This is a genomic window from Halosolutus gelatinilyticus (genome assembly GCF_023028105.1).
Lineage (GTDB): Archaea > Halobacteriota > Halobacteria > Halobacteriales > Natrialbaceae > Halosolutus > Halosolutus gelatinilyticus.
Window position 1 is genome coordinate 704,919 of sequence record NZ_CP095491.1, and the last position, 16,591, is coordinate 721,509.

The 16,591-nt window shown below is 64.9% G+C and carries 21 protein-coding genes and 1 pseudogene; 11 read left to right on the forward strand and 11 right to left on the reverse strand.

Annotation, left to right across the window (positions count from 1 at the left end; all coding sequences use genetic code 11):
• Nucleotides 1-85: 85 nt before the first annotated feature.
• Nucleotides 86-928, forward strand: coding sequence for a helix-turn-helix transcriptional regulator (locus MUH00_RS03620; protein WP_247002406.1), 843 nt, complete (start codon nt 86-88; stop codon nt 926-928).
• A 56-nt stretch (nt 929-984) separates the two neighbouring features.
• Here the strand turns inward: MUH00_RS03620 and MUH00_RS03625 are convergent.
• Nucleotides 985-1,197 (reverse strand): annotated as a pseudogene (locus tag MUH00_RS03625) (DUF7961 domain-containing protein); the annotation flags it as partial.
• On the opposite strand from MUH00_RS03625, the gene MUH00_RS23315 reads away from it, so the two are divergent.
• Nucleotides 1,175-1,303, forward strand: coding sequence for a GIY-YIG domain-containing protein (locus tag MUH00_RS23315; RefSeq protein WP_486606279.1), 129 nt, complete (start codon nt 1,175-1,177; stop codon nt 1,301-1,303). The pseudogene MUH00_RS03625 and the gene MUH00_RS23315 overlap by 23 nt on opposite strands.
• Before the next feature lie 146 nt (nt 1,304-1,449).
• On the opposite strand, the gene MUH00_RS03630 is transcribed toward MUH00_RS23315, so the two are convergent.
• Nucleotides 1,450-1,662 carry a hypothetical protein gene (locus MUH00_RS03630; RefSeq protein WP_247002407.1) on the reverse strand — a complete coding sequence of 71 codons (213 nt, stop codon included), beginning with the start codon at nt 1,660-1,662 and terminating at the stop codon, nt 1,450-1,452.
• 320 nt (nt 1,663-1,982) lie between these two features.
• On the opposite strand from MUH00_RS03630, the gene MUH00_RS03635 reads away from it, so the two are divergent.
• Nucleotides 1,983-2,669, forward strand: a complete 687-nt coding sequence (locus MUH00_RS03635; protein ID WP_247002408.1) for a glycosyltransferase — start codon at nt 1,983-1,985, stop codon at nt 2,667-2,669.
• A 150-nt stretch (nt 2,670-2,819) separates the two neighbouring features.
• Nucleotides 2,820-3,155, forward strand: coding sequence for a pyridoxamine 5'-phosphate oxidase family protein (locus tag MUH00_RS03640; RefSeq protein ID WP_247004069.1), 336 nt, complete (start codon nt 2,820-2,822; stop codon nt 3,153-3,155).
• Nucleotides 3,156-3,215: 60 nt separating this feature from the next.
• Here the strand turns inward: MUH00_RS03640 and MUH00_RS03645 are convergent, their stop codons facing one another.
• The 3 genes from MUH00_RS03645 to MUH00_RS03655 form a co-directional block, all read right to left on the reverse strand.
• Nucleotides 3,216-4,361 (reverse strand): NAD(P)/FAD-dependent oxidoreductase, encoded by a 1,146-nt coding sequence (locus MUH00_RS03645; RefSeq protein WP_247002409.1) that lies wholly within the window; start codon nt 4,359-4,361, stop codon nt 3,216-3,218.
• A 415-nt stretch (nt 4,362-4,776) separates the two neighbouring features.
• The gene (locus tag MUH00_RS03650) at nt 4,777-5,553 is read right to left on the reverse strand and encodes an SDR family NAD(P)-dependent oxidoreductase (RefSeq protein ID WP_247002410.1); all 777 of its coding nucleotides are present in this window, start codon (nt 5,551-5,553) and stop codon (nt 4,777-4,779) included.
• A gap of 70 nt (nt 5,554-5,623) precedes the next feature.
• The gene (locus MUH00_RS03655) at nt 5,624-6,271 is read right to left on the reverse strand and encodes a helix-turn-helix domain-containing protein (protein ID WP_247002411.1); all 648 of its coding nucleotides are present in this window, start codon (nt 6,269-6,271) and stop codon (nt 5,624-5,626) included.
• A 195-nt stretch (nt 6,272-6,466) separates the two neighbouring features.
• Between MUH00_RS03655 and MUH00_RS03660 the strand changes: the two genes are divergently transcribed.
• From MUH00_RS03660 to MUH00_RS03675, 4 genes are all read left to right on the forward strand, one after another.
• Entirely contained in the window at nt 6,467-6,820 is a 354-nt protein-coding gene (locus MUH00_RS03660; RefSeq protein ID WP_247002412.1) for a hypothetical protein, read from the forward strand.
• Nucleotides 6,821-6,892: 72 nt separating this feature from the next.
• Nucleotides 6,893-7,339 carry a hypothetical protein gene (locus MUH00_RS03665; RefSeq protein WP_247002413.1) on the forward strand — a complete coding sequence of 149 codons (447 nt, stop codon included), beginning with the start codon at nt 6,893-6,895 and terminating at the stop codon, nt 7,337-7,339.
• Nucleotides 7,340-7,607: 268 nt separating this feature from the next.
• Entirely contained in the window at nt 7,608-8,312 is a 705-nt protein-coding gene (locus tag MUH00_RS03670) for an SDR family oxidoreductase (RefSeq protein WP_247002414.1), read from the forward strand.
• Between the two features lie 205 nt (nt 8,313-8,517).
• A complete protein-coding gene (locus MUH00_RS03675) occupies nt 8,518-8,835 on the forward strand; it encodes a nucleoside triphosphate pyrophosphohydrolase (RefSeq protein ID WP_247002415.1) in 318 nt (105 codons plus the stop codon).
• 40 nt (nt 8,836-8,875) lie between these two features.
• Here the strand turns inward: MUH00_RS03675 and MUH00_RS03680 are convergent, their stop codons facing one another.
• Nucleotides 8,876-9,910 (reverse strand): deoxyhypusine synthase, encoded by a 1,035-nt coding sequence (locus MUH00_RS03680; RefSeq protein WP_247002416.1) that lies wholly within the window; start codon nt 9,908-9,910, stop codon nt 8,876-8,878.
• 243 nt (nt 9,911-10,153) lie between these two features.
• On the opposite strand from MUH00_RS03680, the gene MUH00_RS03685 reads away from it, so the two are divergent.
• Nucleotides 10,154-11,035 carry a homoserine kinase gene (locus MUH00_RS03685; RefSeq protein WP_247002417.1) on the forward strand — a complete coding sequence of 294 codons (882 nt, stop codon included), beginning with the start codon at nt 10,154-10,156 and terminating at the stop codon, nt 11,033-11,035.
• 28 nt (nt 11,036-11,063) lie between these two features.
• Nucleotides 11,064-11,393: a hypothetical protein gene (locus MUH00_RS03690; protein ID WP_247002418.1), complete on the forward strand. Its 330-nt coding sequence runs from the start codon at nt 11,064-11,066 to the stop codon at nt 11,391-11,393.
• A 43-nt stretch (nt 11,394-11,436) separates the two neighbouring features.
• On the opposite strand, the gene MUH00_RS03695 is transcribed toward MUH00_RS03690, so the two are convergent.
• The 3 genes from MUH00_RS03695 to MUH00_RS03705 all read right to left on the reverse strand — a co-directional run bounded on the left by MUH00_RS03695 (nt 11,437) and on the right by MUH00_RS03705 (nt 14,072).
• Nucleotides 11,437-12,216 carry a hypothetical protein gene (locus tag MUH00_RS03695; protein WP_247002419.1) on the reverse strand — a complete coding sequence of 260 codons (780 nt, stop codon included), beginning with the start codon at nt 12,214-12,216 and terminating at the stop codon, nt 11,437-11,439.
• A gap of 95 nt (nt 12,217-12,311) precedes the next feature.
• Complete coding sequence (gene pdxS / locus MUH00_RS03700; protein ID WP_247002420.1) at nt 12,312-13,220, reverse strand: pyridoxal 5'-phosphate synthase lyase subunit PdxS; 909 nt, start codon at nt 13,218-13,220, stop codon at nt 12,312-12,314.
• Between the two features lie 93 nt (nt 13,221-13,313).
• The gene (locus MUH00_RS03705; RefSeq protein WP_247002421.1) at nt 13,314-14,072 is read right to left on the reverse strand and encodes an acetoacetate decarboxylase family protein; all 759 of its coding nucleotides are present in this window, start codon (nt 14,070-14,072) and stop codon (nt 13,314-13,316) included.
• Between the two features lie 137 nt (nt 14,073-14,209).
• Between MUH00_RS03705 and MUH00_RS03710 the strand changes: the two genes are divergently transcribed.
• Nucleotides 14,210-14,926: a DUF1405 domain-containing protein gene (locus MUH00_RS03710; protein WP_247002422.1), complete on the forward strand. Its 717-nt coding sequence runs from the start codon at nt 14,210-14,212 to the stop codon at nt 14,924-14,926.
• Nucleotides 14,927-14,953: 27 nt separating this feature from the next.
• Here the strand turns inward: MUH00_RS03710 and MUH00_RS03715 are convergent, their stop codons facing one another.
• The gene (locus MUH00_RS03715) at nt 14,954-15,304 is read right to left on the reverse strand and encodes a DUF7344 domain-containing protein (RefSeq protein WP_247002423.1); all 351 of its coding nucleotides are present in this window, start codon (nt 15,302-15,304) and stop codon (nt 14,954-14,956) included.
• 253 nt (nt 15,305-15,557) lie between these two features.
• The gene (locus tag MUH00_RS03720) at nt 15,558-16,538 is read right to left on the reverse strand and encodes a hypothetical protein (RefSeq protein WP_247002424.1); all 981 of its coding nucleotides are present in this window, start codon (nt 16,536-16,538) and stop codon (nt 15,558-15,560) included.
• Between the last annotated feature and the right edge of the window lie 53 nt (nt 16,539-16,591).

A 16,591-nucleotide genomic window follows, 5' to 3' on the forward strand; every position in this document is an offset into this window, starting at 1 on the left:
TCCTCCACAGTAACGTTTGTGGCTCGAGCGAAGAGTATTATACCGAGCATGCAAAGAGATGACACGGGTTCCGCAATTCAGGACAATGGGTTCCGCAATTCAGGACATCGAGTTTCTGGCGCGATCGGAACACCGCGTCGCGACGCTCGAAGCGCTGTTCGACGCCCCGCGCGACCGACGTGACCTCCGCACCGCGACGGGGGCGTCCGATCCCACGATCGGACGCATCATTCGCGACTTCGAGGATCGCTCCTGGCTCGCCCGCGACGGCCCACGGTACGAACTCACGCCGCTCGGTGAGTTCGTGGCCGAGCGGTTTCTGCAGCTACGCGAGGGCATGAAAACCGGCACGACGCTTCGCGAGGTCTGGCAGTGGCTGCCCCAGGAGATGGAGGGGTTCGCCGTCGAATACTTCGAAGACGCCGTCGTCGCCTACCCCGGTCCCAACTACCCCTACGAGCCCATCGATCGGGTGACGCACTTGCTCGAGTCGACCGAGTCCATTCGGGGACTCGGAACGACGATCTACAAGTCGGGTAACCTCGAGGTATTCTGCAGGCGCGTACTCGACGGAATGGAGATGGAGTACATCTACTCGCCGCGGATCCTCCGCGCGATCGTACACTGGGACCCCGAGCGTACCACCCGAGCCCTCGAGTGTGACAACTGTACCATCTTCCTGCACGACGACCTTCCGGACGACAACCGGTGCGGACTCAACATCATGGACGACTGTATCGGTATCTGCGGCCACGATCCGGGGTCCGCACAGCTCGAAGCCGTGATCGACACTGCGTCTCCCGAGGCCCGTGAGTGGGCAGAAACCGTCTACGAGCAGTATCGGGACGAAGCGCGCCCGTTCGACGCCGAGGAACTGGTCGTCGGCGATCAGGAGCGAGAGGAGTCGCTTCGCGTCGAGTCGCGGTAGCGGTCCGTCGTTGCGCGAAGCCGCAGGCTCCGACGGTCGGTTCGCGGGAGATAATTTCACAATCGAGTTAGTTCCCTCGACTCAAGGTTCGTGTGCTTGTAGGTGTAGAGCTTGATATTTTGATCGCCACAATAGGACGCTAGCTTCGCCGGATGGATTTCTCGCCAGTTCCACGGGCCGTCGTCGAGCATATTCGGAAAGGCCACGTTCACCGCCTCGCCGTCCATCTCCTGGCCGTATGCAGTGGTGTTTTTCTCCGGCGGCAACACCATTCTCCAATCTGGACTCTGGAACGTCAATCACGTCGAAGAGCAGTACGATCCCGGATTCCTTGCTCTCGTAGCGCAGAAAATCGACGAAACAGACCCGATCTGAAGTGCGCGTAAATCGGCGGCCTCGGCACTCATAGGGCTCGTCATAATCGGATGCCGAGTCCGATTCGGAGCGGGTGCATCGTCATCGGCCGATCGGACCTAGCCACTTCACTCAAAAGACGGTTTGGATCGCGACCCGCTACTGCGTCAACGATCGCCCTGCGACGCGGCGAACGCGGCGTTGAACTCGTCGACGAGGTTCTGGAGGCGCCGCGTGTTTTGAGCGAACGTCTTCGGCGCCCGATCGGTGGGCGAGCGGACGAGCTCCGCGGGCGGCGTCGGGCGGACGGTCGAGGGGGAGCGATTCGCGGTGCGGTTCGGCGTCGATTCGCGTCGTGTCTGCAGGCGTTGTGTGTTCATTGCCGGTTGGGAGTTCGAGGGATTCGAGAGGCGGTACGACGGCTCTGAAAATGGGAGTTAGGCGCGTACGCGTACCGGTGCAACCGACATCGTACCCCACCCTACACAGCCATCTATAATAAACGTTCATGATCGATCATTGCTTGCCGATGTGGGGAACGGTATCGATACGCGCGATCGGCAGTCGGGCACCGGGCGGCGAGCAAGGGGACGGTAGCGAGCGGACGTCCGGGGGGAGCCGGTGACGAGCGACGAGACGAGATCCGCGGAGACGCACGCGGAGCACTTACAAGCGCCGCCGAGAGAGTTTCGCGCAGACGATGGCCGACGGAGCCGATGCCGAGACCAACGGGCCGGCGGTGAGTTTCGTCGTGCCCGCGAAGGACGAAGCCGACTACCTCCGCGGGACGCTCTCGAGCATCGCCGCGCTCGACACGGCCTCCGAGTACGAGGTGCTCGTCGTCGACGGCGGCTCGCGGGACGCGACGCCCGAAATCGCCCGCGAGTACGGGGCGACGGTGCTCCCGGAGCCGCGATCGGGCATCGCCGCGGCTCGAAACGCGGGCGCCGACGCGGCGGCGGGCGAGTGGCTCGCGTTCGTCGACGCCGACACGCGGGTTCGCGCGAACTACCTGACCGCCATGCTCGGGTTCGCCGAGGCGAACGGGCTGGCGGCCGCGAGTTCGTACTGTCGGATCACCGGCCCCCGGCGGGCGAAGCTCATGGAGGCGACGATCAACCGCGTCTTCTCGCGGCTGGAGCGGCCGATCCTGCCGGGATTTAACTTCTTCGTCCGTCGATCGGCCTTCGAGGACGCGGGCGGCTTCCCGCCGGTGCCGAACGAGGATACGGCCCTGAGCCGACGGCTCGGGCGTCGGGTCCCGACGGGCTACTGCCCGTCCGTGCTCGTCGAGAGCTCCGGCCGGCGGATCGCCGCCGACGGCCTGACCGGGACGCTCTGGCACTACGTCCGGCTCGACGCCGAGCGGATCCGAGCGGAGTACTGATCACCCCGGCCGCCCGCGGCGCGAGCGAGCGCGATCCGTCGCGGTTCGGCGGCGGCACGATCATGGCGATCGCTTTTGTCGATTGCGCCCAGTGGCAACACCGTGACAGTCCCGCCGGAGGCGGAGCGACTGCTCGAGAGCGAGCCGGTGATGGCGCACCTCGGGACCTGCGTCGCGGGTCGCCCCCACGTCGCGCCGGTCTGGTACCGGTACGCGGACGACGCCGTCGAGCTCGTGACCACGGGCCGAAAGCTGGCGAATATTCGGGAAAATCCGCGCGTCGCGCTCTCCGTGCAGGCCGACGACGACGGTGACACGAGATGGATGGTGACGATTCTCGGCACGGCGACAGTCGTCGACGACGAGGCGGAAACGGCGGCGGCTCGCCGGCGCATCAACGAGAAGTACGGCGCGGACCCCGACGCCTACGCCGAGAACGCGCTCGTCCGGGTCGACGTCGGATCGACGACGTTCCGGACGTATTGAACGGGAACCGATCGGGCCGAGCGCTGATCGGACGTCGATCCCCGCTCGATTCGATCGGACTCAGTCCCGACCGGGCGACGGCCCGCGGAGCCCGGGGTGGGTGTCTATCTCGCGAACGCGGCGCATCTGCGCCCGGAGGTCCGCCGCGGCGGCGGGCGCCTCGATGTCACGATCGGCCTCCGTCGAAGACTCCTCGCTCTCGGTGCCTCCCTCGATATCGTCCGTCGACAGCGGAAACCGCCGCAGATCCTTATGGATCGCGATGCCGGCGTACGCGCCGTCGCCGATCGCGATCGTGGTCTGGTTCTGGCCGTGGGTGACGTCGCCGACGGCGTAGGCCCCCTCAATGCTCGTCTCCCGGCGCTCGTCGACGTCGATCGCGCCGTCCTCGTCGAGGTCGCAGCCGAGGTCGGCGGCGAGGTCGGCGTTGTACGACGAGCCGTACATCGCGAAGCCGCCGAGGTAGTCCTGTTCGGTGCCATCAGCGAAGGAGAGGCCGCCGAGCCAGGGCGGTTCATCCTCGGCGATCATCTCGTCCTCGTAGGCGGCGACGACCTCCCCGTCGAGTCGCCGGATCGGGTGTGCGTCGATCAGGGCGTCGGTTTCGTCGTCCCAGCCCGGATCGCGGCCGTCCAGCAGGAGATCCACGTCGCCGGTGAAGTTACACATCGTCATTGCGACGCGGGCCGCGTGCTCGTCGTGGCCGAGCACGAACACGGGGCCGTCACCGAGCGCGTAGGCGTCGCAGTGGAGGCAGTAGTGGAGCCCGCGACCGGTGAACCGTTCGAGTTCGGGTACGTCCGGACTGCGATCGCGAAAGCCGGTCGCGAAGACGATCCGATCGGCCTCGATCGTCGCGTGGCTCGACTCGATTCGAAACCGCGGCTCGCCGTCGGCTTCGGCCCCAGTTTCGCTTCCCGCTGTCGATCCTCCCTCGGCCGATCGCGCAACGGAGTCGACGGCGTCGGGATGGAAGTCGCCGCCGTAGTGTTCGAACTGGGCGACGGCGTGAGCCGCGAGTTGCTCCCCGGAGACGCTCTCGGAGACGCCGAGCAGGTTGTGGACGTGGGTGGCCTTCGCGTGGCGACCGCCCTCCTTCTCGAAGACGGCCGTCCGGTGGCCGAGCCGGGTCGTGTACAGCGCCGTCGTTAGGCCCGCCGGCCCGCCGCCGATGACGGCGACTTCGTACTCGAGTGGGTCCCTCATGGCATCCGTACTCGAGCACCCATCGGGTTGAGACTGCGCCGTGAATATGCGCTGTGGAGATGCGGACGTAACACCGGCGATTCTATCAATTATTCCATATTATTGTAGAGCTGACCAATGAAACGACACTGTCGATCGTTGAATGAGGTCAACGTTCTTCGGAATCTGACTGAAACGTGCGAGCCGCAACCAGCCCAAGTGCGATACCGAGCCCAAAGACGACGAACCGAGGCGGGCCTTGTTGATCGGGACGGCCGTAATTCTCGTCCGGTTCCGTTCGAGCGCAATCCTTACCACCGAATTTCGATCCGATTGGACATGACTTCGGAGTCATCAACGAACCAGATGGGCGCTCTCCCCCTCAAAATTCGGTTGAACATGTTTTTCCTCGCCGGATCGTCTCCGTTGATACGCGTTATAGCCCGCCCGTCACCGGAACAACCGCACCGTTGACGTTCCCGTTGGCTTCCGAGCCAAGGTACACCACTAGATTCGCGACGTCCTCCGGCGTGGTTATTCGTCCCGACGGCGTCCGCTTGGCGACCGCTTGCCGAACGTCTTCGGGCCGTTCCACGTTTCGTTCGGTTAGGACCATGCCCGGCATGACCACGTTTGAGAGGATGCCCTCCGTCCCGAACTCGTCAGCCAGGACGCCAGTCAGGCCGTGTATCCCGGCCTTCGCGGTTCCATAGGACGCCATTCCCGCCGTCCCTCCCTCGGCCGACGACGAGGAGATACTAACGATGCGCCCCCAGCCATCCTCCTGCATCGCCGGGATTGCGGTGCGAACGGTGTGAAAGACACCGTCTTGGATCCCGTGAACGAACAGCTGCCACGACTCCGGCGCAATCTCCTCGAACGGCGTGGGTCCTACACCCGACGGGACGGCGTTGTTCACGAGCACGTCGAGCGCTCCCCAGTGGTCGATCACTCCCTGTACAGCCGCGTCGATGGACGTGCGATCCGTCATGTCGTATTGTACGACGAATGCGTCACCGCCAGCGTCGCGCACGAGGTCCGCTGTGTCTTCCCCGCCGCTCTCGTTGGTGTGATAAGTAACGGCTACGCGCGCCTGTTCGCGTCCGAACGCGACGGCTGTTGCCCGGCCGATCCCCGAGGAGCTTCCGGTCACCAGAACGACGCGATCGCTGAGATTCGTCGGTAGCATCATCGAACGCTCGTAGGCCGTCACGCCGTACGACCCTTCGCTCGAATATGTTCTCGAAGCTCCTCTAGTAGGAGTAGCGACGTATGCTCGTCGTTCACTCGATCGACACGGCGAAGAACTCCTTGACGATGATTTCTTCCGCGTTGTGAAGCACGACGCTCGTTGTCGACTTGCTGACGCCGAGTTCGTCTGCGAGTTCCGTGAGCGAACACTGCCGTGGGGCGTCGTAGTACCCTCGCTCGATGGCTTCGGTCACGAATTGTCGTTGCCGATCGGTCAGAAGATCGGCCGGATCGATCGACTGATTGATCCTAATGACCTCCAGCGAAAAGCCCGTTTCCACCAACTCGTCCCTGAAGCGCGACAGCCGTTCGTGTGAGGTAGAGAGGTCACAGACGATCCAGCCGTCTTGAATCGTGTAGGGAAACTGGGGCAGATTGCCCGAGGCGAAGAGCGCACGATACGGCGGCGGAACGAACGGCAACTGGAACTGAACCAGGATCGTCTCCTCATCGGCGTGGAGGACTTCGGAGGAGGAGACCCTCGATTTCGGAGCGCCCCTGAAGAGATCGAGAACGGCCGATGGATCAGCCATCTGCGCCTCCAGCAGAACGAGCAACCCCTCCCCGGTGGGGTAGGCGCTCAAGATTCGAAACGTGTCGTTCGGATACTCGGTCGACAACCGGAAGGGGCCTCCAAGTTCCCCTCCAGGTGGTTTGAACTTCACTCGAGCGCTAGGCATACAGTGGTGGTATCGAGGCCCGGCCTTATCCATATGGCCTCGAACATGTTCGAGTGAACGGCCACGTGGTCTCGTCGCGAACGACTCGCCATGGAAGCGTCTGATGCTGGAACGTCGGAGAACGATAAGAATCGAGACGAGGGTCGACCGGACCGCCGGTTCTGGTCAACCAGTGGAATCACCGCAGGACGAGCAGTGCGTGTACTGCTCGGGGTCGAGGCCGCATCGTTCCTCCTCGCGGCCGCGATCCACGCCGGCGTACTCGTCGGGGGGTACGAGCACTCCGAGGCGATGATCGCCGAGAGCGTGATCGGGACCGTCTTACTCGTCGGCCTGACGACGACTTGGCTCCGCCCGCGCTCGATGTTTACTGCCGCTGCTGGTGTCCAGACGTTCGCGCTTCTGGGTACGCTCGTCGGACTCTGGACGATGGTCGTCGGCGTCGGCCCTCGCACCGTTCCGGACGCGGTATACCACGTCATCATCGTAATCGTGCTGGCTGCGGGGATTCGCACAGCGTGGCGAAACCGCGGTACCGACGCCCCCTAGGGCACCGTCCGTCGGTCCGGGATAAACATGTTCGAGTGAACGGCTACGGTCGGTAGATCCCTCGTTGACCATATGGCGACTATAACGCTCTACGTCGCGATGCGCATCGTGCACTTGCTGATCGCCGGCGTGTGGACCGGTTGGACCGTGTTCATGGCCGCACTCGTTGTCCCGGCGGCACGCGACGGATACTTTGATCCGGATACCCTGACTTGGCTGACGACCAGGTTCTCCCTGTTCTCGAAGGCGGCGCCCCTTATCATGTTCTTCACCGGGATGTACATGATCGGAGAAGGATACGCGAGCGACACCCTGCTTACCAGTTTTCGAGGACAGCTCGTCCTGACGATGATCGGCCTCTGGATCGCCCTGTCGTTTCTGACCAACGTGTCGAGCCGACGGTTGATCGACAGCATTGAGACAACCACTGTGGAAGGGGCCACACAGAACGGGTGGACGTCGTTCACACTGGCTGGGGTCGTCGCCCTCGGTCTATTGGTGGTCGGTGGCTGGCTATAGAAACAGCTGACCCGTCGAAATCCTCTTCAGCCATCTACCTCTGTGAAACCACCGCGAACTATTCGCGCGAAGGTAACGCTCTCACTTCGATCAGCTAACGGTGATAATCTCTGAACCGTACTGAATGGACGATGTATCGGTTACGGGCACTCTTTCCGCCCGCGCCCCAAGGATCTGTCACGAACAGAGTAAGAAAAGCGACGAAGAGGGTACTTGCAACGGTGTGTGTTGAGGGTGTGTTTATGAACGCGGTCATATTAGTGGTTGTATGGCTGATACGAAAGTCGCAGTAGTGACAGCGGCGGGAAGCGGTATCGGGGAAGCCTGTGCCCGGCGTCTGAACGAGAATGGTTACACGCCGATTCTGTTATCACGGTCAGGGAGCGCCGTCGAGGTTGCGAACGAACTCGGCGGAGATGGGTTTGAAGGCTCGGTGACCGATCCTGACGATTTGGCAGCCCTTGTCGAGACGACGTACGAGCGCTACGGTCGTCTTGACGCGGTGGTGAACAACACGGGTCATCCGCCGTCCGGTGATCTTCTCGGGATCTCTGACGAAGAGTGGCACGAGGGGCTGGACCTCGTTCTGCTGAATACTGTCCGCATGACGCGACTTGTCACCCCCATTATGGAAGAACAAAGCCACGGGTCGATCGTAAACATCTCTACCTTCTCGGCGTTCGAACCGTCGAGTGAGTTTCCCGTGTCATCGGTGCTTCGGGCTGGACTCGGGAGTTTCACCAAACTCTACGCTGACCGATACGCAGCGACCGGAATCCGGATGAACACAGTTCAGCCCGGATTCGTCGATAGTTACGATGTAGACGAGGAAACGAGAGAGCGAATCCCGATGGAACGACCGGCACAAACCGGGGAGATTGCAGATGCAGTCGCGTATCTTCTCTCACCCGCTTCAAGCTACATCACCGGCCAGAACATCCGCGTCGATGGTGGCCTTACGGCATCCGTATAGATGCTGCAGGCTCTCTTTCATTTCGTTTTGTAGCAACCGTCCGCCGTGCAGACTACACCTCCCTGCGCGGTAGTCGTGGACGGTATCTGTAATAGAGACTTCCTCCCTGTTACCTGCTTGACCTGTATGTGACAGGACGTCACGAGGTAGCCGATCGAAAAATCGTATTACTAGCTACTAAGGACCCGTCAGCTGTACGATCGGTATGAGCCGAGCGTACGACAAACTCGTCCGCGATCGCATCCCCGAGATCATCGAGGAGAACGGCGAGACGCCGATCGTTCGAACCGCGAGCGACGACGCGGAGTACGAGACGTACCTCGTCGAGAAGCTGCACGAGGAAGTCGCGGAGTACGACGAGAGCCGAGACATCGAGGAGCTCGCCGACATTCTCGAAGTGATTCGCGCGATTCGGGAGTTCGACGGGCTCTCCGATGGCGACCTCGCGGACCTCCGCGATCGGAAAGCCGACGAACGGGGCGGATTCTCCGAACGGATCGTGCTGGAGCGCGTCGAGCCGTAGCCCGACGCCTCCGTCTCATCAATCCGATCGCCGTGATCCGCTACTCGCTTCCTCCGATCCGCTCTCTGGCCGCCGCGACCACAAGCGGCAGCGCGATCGTCGCGTCGCCGTAGACGGAGACGTTCTCGGCGTCCGTCTCGAGTTTGCCCCACGATCGGGCCTCGTCGAGGGTCGCGCCGGAGAGGCCGCCGGTCTGCTTGGGATCCATCGTCAACTGGACGGCGTAGTCGTAGGCGCGGGGCGTGACGAGCATCGTCTGGAGGGTGAAGTTCTTCGGGACGCCGCCGCCGACGACGAACGCGCCGGCCTCGTCGGCCTCGAAGGCGATGTCGGTGAGGCCCGTCATGTCCGACAGCGCGTCGAGCGAGAACGGCGAGGTTTGGGAGTACATCCACGCCTGCAGGCCGAGGACGGAATCCTGCACCGCGGGGCAGTAGATCGGCACGTCGTTCTCGTACGCCGCGGCCGCGATGCCGGCGTCCTCGGCGACGTCGTCCCGATCGTTTACTTCGGCGTTCGCCCGGCCGAGTTCACGGGTGAGCCGCTCGATCGAGACGGGACCCGATTCTTCGGCTTCCGCTTCGAGCACCGGGAACACCTCGTCCCGGAGGTGGGACTCGAACGTCGCGAAGAACTCCTGGGGAAGGTAGACGTTGTAGATTCGGTCCACGCCCTCGTCGCGCAGCGTCTCGTCGTGTTCGCGCTCGGTCTTCCCCTCGGCGTGGACCTCGCCGTGGTGGTGTTTGCCGCCGATCGCCTCGATCGAGTCGTGGGTGAGGTTCGCGCCGGTGGTGACGAGGACGTCGACGTATCCATCGTGAATGAGTTCGGAGACGATCTTCCGCATTCCCGTGGGGACCATCGCGCCCGCGAGCGAGAAGAAGAGGGTTACGTCGTCGTCGAACATCGCCGCCGTCACGTCGACGGCCTCGTGGAGGTCCGCCGCGCCGACGCCCGCGTTCCCGTACTCGGCGGCCAGTTCGCCGACCGTCATCCCCGCGCGGACCTCGGCGTGACCGATCGGGTCGTGACTGAACGTCTCCCGATCGGGCTCGTGGTGGTGCTCGTCCGTCATGCTTCGCCGTCGGTCGGCCAGCGGTTTGAACGACGCGATTCCGTTCGAAACGCCTCCGAGGCGACCGGGCGAGGTCGTCGTCTCCGTTCGAGTCGGTACCGACGCGGCGTCCTCGATCGGGTAGCGACCCCGATCGACGACGTCGACGCTCCTCGGATCGATCCGCGTCGACCCGCGTCGGAAACCGATCCCGCGCGGTCGTCGTCCGCTACCTTTTTGCCCGCCGTCTGGGAAGCACTCGCCATGCTCACCGTGCGGGCACCAGCGACGAGTGCGAATCTCGGGAGCGGTTTCGACGTCTTCGGTGTCGCCCTCGGGACGCCCGCAGACGTGATCCGCGTCGAACGCGCCCCGGAGACGCGCATCACCATCACCGGCGCCGGGAGTCAGTACATTCCGGAGGATCCGGAGCAAAATACCGTCGGCGCCGTCGCGGACGCGCTCGACGCCCCGGCCCACATTCGGATCGACAAGGGCGTTCGGCCCTCCTCGGGGCTTGGCTCGTCCGCCGCGAGCGCGGCCGGGGCCGCCGTCGCGCTCAATGCGCTCTACGATCGCGGCCTCGCGCGCGAGGAACTCGTCCCGATCGCCGCCGAGGGCGAGGCGCTCGTCTCCGGCGAGGCCCACGCGGACAACGTCGCCCCGTCACTGCTCGGCGGCTTTACCATCGTCACCGACGACGGCGTCACGCAGGTCGACGCGTCGATCCCCGTCGTCGTCTGCCTCCCCGAGACGACCGTCTCGACGCGCGACGCGCGCGGGGTCGTCCCCGAGACGACCTCGATGGCCGACGTCGTCGACACCGTCGGGAACGCCGCCACGCTCGCCGTCGGGATGACCCGCGACGATCCGGACCTCGTCGGCCGCGGCATGGACGACGGCGTCGTCACGCCCGAGCGAGCCGCGCTCATCGACGGCTACGACGACGTCTACGAGGCGGCGATCGAGGCGGGCGCAACCGGCGTCACGGTCAGCGGCGCCGGCCCGAGCGTCATCGCGGTCTGTCGCCGCCGCGACCGGCGACGGATCGCCGCCGCGATGGTCGAGGCCTTCGATCGAGCCGGCGTCGAGAGCCGCGCCTACCAGACCCGCGTGAGCGACGGGGCTCGGCTCTACTCGAAGTGACCCTCGGCGAACGCCGATCGAGACGACGATGGGAACACGAACCGACGCCGCGCTCGCGGGACTCTCCCTCTCCGCCTTCGTCGTCGCGCTCGGCGCGACCGACGCGCCACTCTCGGCGGCCGGTCTCGTTCTCGGCGGCGCGGGAACGATCGCGTTCGAACTCGTCGCGACCCGCCACTACCGCGCGGTCCGCCGCGTCTGGGAGCGCCCCGCCGTCCAGGCCGGGTCGCTCGCCGGCGCGCTCGCGATCGCCGTCGGGGGTGCGGTCGTCGCCCCGTCGATCGTCCTCTCGGCGGGGGTCGGCGCGCTGGTAACGTACCTGCTGTTTCTGGCGGTCGCGGCGGCGCTGCGAGCGTGATGCGTCGATCGTCGGCCGGCTTCCACTCGCGCCCGGGCCGACGTCACCGATCGGCCGCGGCCGTCCGCCAGCGACGGCCGTAAATCCGCGGGAGGGCGTCGATCTTCGACCCGCGGACGTTCGCCGGGACGGTCGACACCCTCGTGGATGCGCTGGCCGGAAGCGGGCCGTGCGGCACCGACGAAACCGCGGTCGGGTTCTTCGAGACCGGCCGTCGGCCGGCGTAGCCCGGGCCCCGCTGGGTCGACTCGTACAGCTCTTCGAACTTCGAGTGGCCGTCGATGACACCGCCGCGAGCGGCCTCAGCGGCTGATTGGGCCTTCTGTTGGAGCGCGGCGTTCGTCGCCTCGGGTTTCACCTCGTCGACGAATTTCGCGGCGTCGGCCGCTACTTCGGAGTCGCCGGAAGACTCGAGCACGTCCGGACCGACGACGTCCGCGAGTTCGGTCTTGAGTTGTCGTAACTCCTTCTGGAAATCGACGAGATCGACGGTGTTCCAGAGCTCCCCCGGTGTGATGGCGTGCCGGATCGTGCTGAGATCCAGCGCACGGTCGGGGTCTTTCTCCCGGATCGCGGCCGGGAGCTGGTCCGGCTCGATGAGGTCCGGCAGCGCCGACGCTTCGACGGCATCCGGAAGCTTCTCGAAATCGATCGTGCCGAGAAGGTCGTCGACTTCCTGGACGACGTCCAGCAGTTCCTTCGCCGTCGACGACAGCGTCTCGTCCGATACATCGGTCGTGATTTCCTGGAGCAATCGCTCGGTTCCGGCCATGACCCCGTCGGAGAATTGCTCGAAGCTGGTCGGAGATGTTTCCTGACCCATACGAAAGGGAGGTCGGGTACGGAGAAAACGGGCGTGCTTGCCGATCAATCGCGAATTCAGCACGTCACAGGCGAAATCGAGGGTACGACCGTCAGTCAGACGCCGCGGCCCTGCAGTTTCTCCTCGTCGGGCAGGTCGACGTTCGCGTCGCCTTTCATGCTCTTGCCGAGGTTCTTCGAGATCTCGGCGAGCGTCTCGGGGTCGTCCCAGTTGTTCGTCGCCCGGACGATCGCATCGGCCATCTCCGGCGGGTTTTCGGCGCCGAAGATGCCGCTGCCGACGAAGATGCCGTCGCACTCGTGGTGCATCATGAGCGCGGCGTCGGCAGGGGTCGCGATCCCGCCGGCAGCGAAGTTGACGACGGGCAGGCGGCCCATCTCGGCGGTCTCGTGGACCAGTTCCGCGGGGGCTTCGATCTCGCGGGCGTAGGCCTCGCGCTCCTCGTGGTGCATCCCCTCGAGTCGGCGGATCTCGCCTTTGATCGTTCGCTGGTGGTGGACGGCCTGGTTGACGTCGCCGGTGCCGGCTTCGCCCTTGGTGCGGATCATCGCCGCGCCCTCGTCGATCCGGCGCAGCGCCTCGCCGAGGTTCCGGGCGCCGCAGACGAACGGCGCGGTAAAGTCGCGCTTGTCGATGTGGTAGGCGTCGTCGGCGGGCGTCAGCACCTCGGACTCGTCGATCATGTCCACGCCGACGGCTTCGAGGATCTGCGCTTCCTTCGTGTGGCCGATGCGGGCCTTCCCCATCACCGGAATCGACACTTCGTTTACGATCTCCTCGACGTCCGCGGGGTCGGCCATCCGGGCCACCCCGCCGCGCTTGCGGATGTCCGCCGGGACCGCTTCCAGGGCCATGACGGCAACCGCGCCGGCGTCCTCGGCGATTCGGGCCTGTTCCGGGTCGACGACGTCCATGATGACGCCGCCTTTCTGCATCCGGGCGAACCCTCGCTTGACGAGGTCCGTCCCGCGTCGCAATTCCTCGAGATCGGTATTCTCGGGCATGAGCAACCGTTTGAATCGCCAGCACTTACGCGTGTCCTTTGCCGACACGACCCCCGATCGAGCGGTCGCCGGCCCGCCCAGATCTCGGTGCGGTCATCGGTTCCGTCGCGCCGTCTCCACCGCGTCTACGGGGTCGCCTTCGAACAGCCGGGCTCGAACGCGCGAGCCGTACAGCCGGGTAAGCGGCCGTTGCCACGGGCCGAGTTCCCGTATCGGAGCCGCGTCCGGGCCGACGGAGACGCTCGCGCCGACGGGCGGCCCGATCGCGATCTCGCCCTCGACGTCGACCCGCGTTCGCACCAGGTCCCGATCGCGGGTCGTGAAACTCCGCAACCGCCAGTCGCGTCGTCGAGTACCGATTTGCGGGCGAGCGACGTCGATCCGGACGGTCTCCGATCGGCCGTCGCCGACGACGGCCCGAATGCCTCGGGGGCCGTCGGTAACCGTCACCGCGGCTCGCTCCTTCGGGTAACCCCACAGTTCGCGGCCGAGGGCGACGCTCTCCTCGGTCGGAACGGCCAGCCAGTGGACGTAGCCGCCGATCTCGCCGCCGAACAGCCCTCCGAGCGGGAGGGACGAGCGGCCGCCGCGGACGGTCGGTACGATCGCGGCGACCTCGTCGTAGGGCTCGATGCCGTTGTCGCCGCCGACGCGGTGGTACTGGATCGCGACGAGCGCGACACAGCCAACGCCGGGTGCGATCGACAGCGGCGCGAGTTCGTCCGGCAGGGCGCGATCGAGGCGGGCGCGTCGCGCCGGTACCGTCACGCCGCCGATCGAGAAGCCGAGTTCGAGCGGGAGGTCGACCTCGTGACCGGTCGACAGGCGCCGTCGCGTCTCCGAAACTGTCATGGGCGGTACTCGGACGGAACGGCCTATAGTGACCGGGGGTCGTTACTGACGGACCCTCCGCGGCGGGGAAGATCGATCGCCGGCACCCCGTAACCGCTATCGTTTTGCGTGTTCCGTTCGTCGCGCCGGACGAGACGATGTCAACGTCGATCGCGGTTCCGGACCGGGACCCGCTGCCAGGTTACCTCGCGCCGCTCCCGAAGACGATCGAAGACCTCGGGCTGCGCTTCGCCTGGCTCGTCGTGGCGATCAACCTCGCCGGGACGGCCTTCGGCTTCTGGTACTACTCGGGGCAGTTCGTGCGAACGGCGCCCGCGATGTGGCCGTGGGTTCCCGACAGCCCGCTCGCGACGCTGTTTATCGCGCTCGCGATCGCCTGCTGGAAACTCGGCTACGAGCAGCCGTGGCTGACCGCGCTCGCCTTCTTCGGGAACGTCATCCTCGGCCTGTGGACGCCGTACACCCTGCTAGTGTTCCACGAGACGTACACGGCGCAGCTCCACCCGCTCATGTACCAGTTCCTCTTCTGGAGCCACCTCGCGATGGTCGTCCAGGCCGCCGTCCTCTACCGGATCACCGACTTCCCGATCCGGGCGGTCGCGATCGCGCTCGTCTGGTACGGGAGCAACCTGCTCGTCGACTACTTCGTGCCGATCGTCGGCGATCCGCACCACACGATCATCCCGGTCCCGCGGGATGCGCCGATGTTCCTCGGCGCCGACGCCCTGGGGATGGTCGCCGCTGGCGAAGTTACGTTCACGCTGCTCGCGCTGTTTCTCGCGCTCGCGACGCGGGTCAAAAAGTGCGAATCGGCTCGAAATCGGATCGAGCGCGATCGGGAAAGGGGGTTGTGAAGTGTGGGTCTCCGCAGCGATCGCCGATCAGGCGTGTCGCTGCGAGAGTTCGAGGTACGGATCGAGTGCCGCCGCGGCGGCGCGACGTTCGATCGTCCTCGCGTCCGGATCGTACCGGACCACTGCCGTGTCGACGAGTTTCGGCAGGTGCTTGTGGTGGAATCCGGCCGCGACCGCCTCGAGGCGTTCGCGCGTCGGTTCGCCGTCTCCGTGGGCGAGTTGCGCCGTCAGATCGTCGATCGCCACCGCGCCTACCTTCTGGGAGAGGTAGTACAACGCGTCCCGCCGTTGCTCGTCGAGTAAGAGCTCGAACACCGTGTTCGCGGGGAGCGTCGCGCGGCTGTTCCGGGGTTCCACAGGTGAGATATCTGTCGTCATGGGTGCTCTGTACTCGGCTTACACGGCGACCTGCGACCGATCGGCTCGCGGCGACTTCAGCAGAGCACAGTAGTCGGTTGGTCCCAATTCTTATAAATCTTTGCTTAAAATTGAGTAATAGGAGATATTCGTTCGGAAATGTTGTATTTCATAATCAGAACTCTGTAGAATATTCCAGCGTTCTGTACTATCAAAACGTGATTTTTCGCGCGAGCTGAAACTCACCCGATCGATCGGTTCACGCCCGCGAAACTCAGTCTTCGAGTTCGCGCGTACTGACCCTGTAGTACGACCCCTGGTATTCGTAGACGGCGTCGGTATCGTGACCGAAGATCGGGTGCGTCGCGTTGTACTCCTCGAGCCGAACGGCCGACGCGTCGTGTTCCACTGCGAGCGCGATCGCGTCTCGAAGCCGATTCCGTCGCACGACCTGCTCGGTGATCATGGATCGGGGTTCCGTCGAGGGTTCGGCCACCGTCTCGAGTTCGTAGGCACCCAGGCGGTAGTTCTCGTCGTTGGGCTCGCCGCGAGTCGATCGGGCGACCAGGGTCTCTCCCTCCCAAGTCGTCTCCTCGATGGCGTCGGTCGGCGTCAGGGTCAGCGGTTCGGCGTCGAGGGCGAACGTCGCCGCGAACGCGAGGATCGCTTCGGACCGCGATCCCTCGAACCAGCCCCGAGCCCTGAACGCGTAATGACCGCCGCCGAGACCCCTGAGGCTGAGATCCTCCGTTCCCCCCGCCCAGCCGACGGAGTCGACCGCTTCGATCCCGTCGTTGGTCGGCGTCAGGGTCCACGCGTGCCTGTCGCCCGGATCGATGAACATCAGCGGTTCGTTGTATGCGAGCGGCGCAACGTGGTACCAGTCGCCGTCGACGTGCTTGTCGACTCGCCAGTTGTAGAAGTTCGTGTTCAGTCGCTCGTCGGCGCCGTTGGACAGCGTGAACGTGATCTCCTCGCCGAGTTCGATCGTGTCGGCGGAGGGCTCCAGAACTACCGGTTCGTCGGCCGCGTCGCCGTAGCAGACCACGCGATCGACGTGGTCCCCGTAGTCGGGACAGGACGCGGGGGGCCGATCGTCGCGATCCGCACCGTCTCCGTTCTCGTTCCCGCCTCGATCCGCGCCGTTCCCGTCCGTATCGTCGGTCGATCCCGAGGTCGGTTCGCCGTCGAGACAGCCGGCGAGCGCGCCGATCCCGACGCACCCGAGCACTCGTCGTCGCGTGATCCGGTCCATGGTCACCGGTTCGTCGATCGCCGTCAAATACCTCCGGCTACCTGAAACGAGAG

Excerpts from the sequence above, each read along its gene's own strand:
- MUH00_RS03620 (WP_247002406.1), top strand. The coding sequence starts at position 86 with ATGGGTTCCGCAATTCAGGACATCGAGTTTCTGGCGCGATCGGAACAC.
- MUH00_RS03630 (WP_247002407.1), bottom strand. The coding sequence starts at position 1,662 with ATGAACACACAACGCCTGCAGACACGACGCGAATCGACGCCGAACCGC.
- MUH00_RS03635 (WP_247002408.1), top strand. The coding sequence starts at position 1,983 with ATGGCCGACGGAGCCGATGCCGAGACCAACGGGCCGGCGGTGAGTTTC.
- MUH00_RS03640 (WP_247004069.1), top strand. The coding sequence starts at position 2,820 with ATGGCGCACCTCGGGACCTGCGTCGCGGGTCGCCCCCACGTCGCGCCG.
- MUH00_RS03645 (WP_247002409.1), bottom strand. The coding sequence starts at position 4,361 with ATGAGGGACCCACTCGAGTACGAAGTCGCCGTCATCGGCGGCGGGCCG.
- MUH00_RS03655 (WP_247002411.1), bottom strand. The coding sequence starts at position 6,271 with ATGCCTAGCGCTCGAGTGAAGTTCAAACCACCTGGAGGGGAACTTGGA.
- MUH00_RS03665 (WP_247002413.1), top strand. The coding sequence starts at position 6,893 with ATGGCGACTATAACGCTCTACGTCGCGATGCGCATCGTGCACTTGCTG.
- MUH00_RS03670 (WP_247002414.1), top strand. The coding sequence starts at position 7,608 with ATGGCTGATACGAAAGTCGCAGTAGTGACAGCGGCGGGAAGCGGTATC.
- MUH00_RS03675 (WP_247002415.1), top strand. The coding sequence starts at position 8,518 with ATGAGCCGAGCGTACGACAAACTCGTCCGCGATCGCATCCCCGAGATC.
- MUH00_RS03680 (WP_247002416.1), bottom strand. The coding sequence starts at position 9,910 with ATGACGGACGAGCACCACCACGAGCCCGATCGGGAGACGTTCAGTCAC.
- MUH00_RS03685 (WP_247002417.1), top strand. The coding sequence starts at position 10,154 with ATGCTCACCGTGCGGGCACCAGCGACGAGTGCGAATCTCGGGAGCGGT.
- MUH00_RS03690 (WP_247002418.1), top strand. The coding sequence starts at position 11,064 with ATGGGAACACGAACCGACGCCGCGCTCGCGGGACTCTCCCTCTCCGCC.
- MUH00_RS03695 (WP_247002419.1), bottom strand. The coding sequence starts at position 12,216 with ATGGGTCAGGAAACATCTCCGACCAGCTTCGAGCAATTCTCCGACGGG.
- pdxS (WP_247002420.1), bottom strand. The coding sequence starts at position 13,220 with ATGCCCGAGAATACCGATCTCGAGGAATTGCGACGCGGGACGGACCTC.
- MUH00_RS03705 (WP_247002421.1), bottom strand. The coding sequence starts at position 14,072 with ATGACAGTTTCGGAGACGCGACGGCGCCTGTCGACCGGTCACGAGGTC.
- MUH00_RS03710 (WP_247002422.1), top strand. The coding sequence starts at position 14,210 with ATGTCAACGTCGATCGCGGTTCCGGACCGGGACCCGCTGCCAGGTTAC.
- MUH00_RS03715 (WP_247002423.1), bottom strand. The coding sequence starts at position 15,304 with ATGACGACAGATATCTCACCTGTGGAACCCCGGAACAGCCGCGCGACG.
- MUH00_RS03720 (WP_247002424.1), bottom strand. The coding sequence starts at position 16,538 with ATGGACCGGATCACGCGACGACGAGTGCTCGGGTGCGTCGGGATCGGC.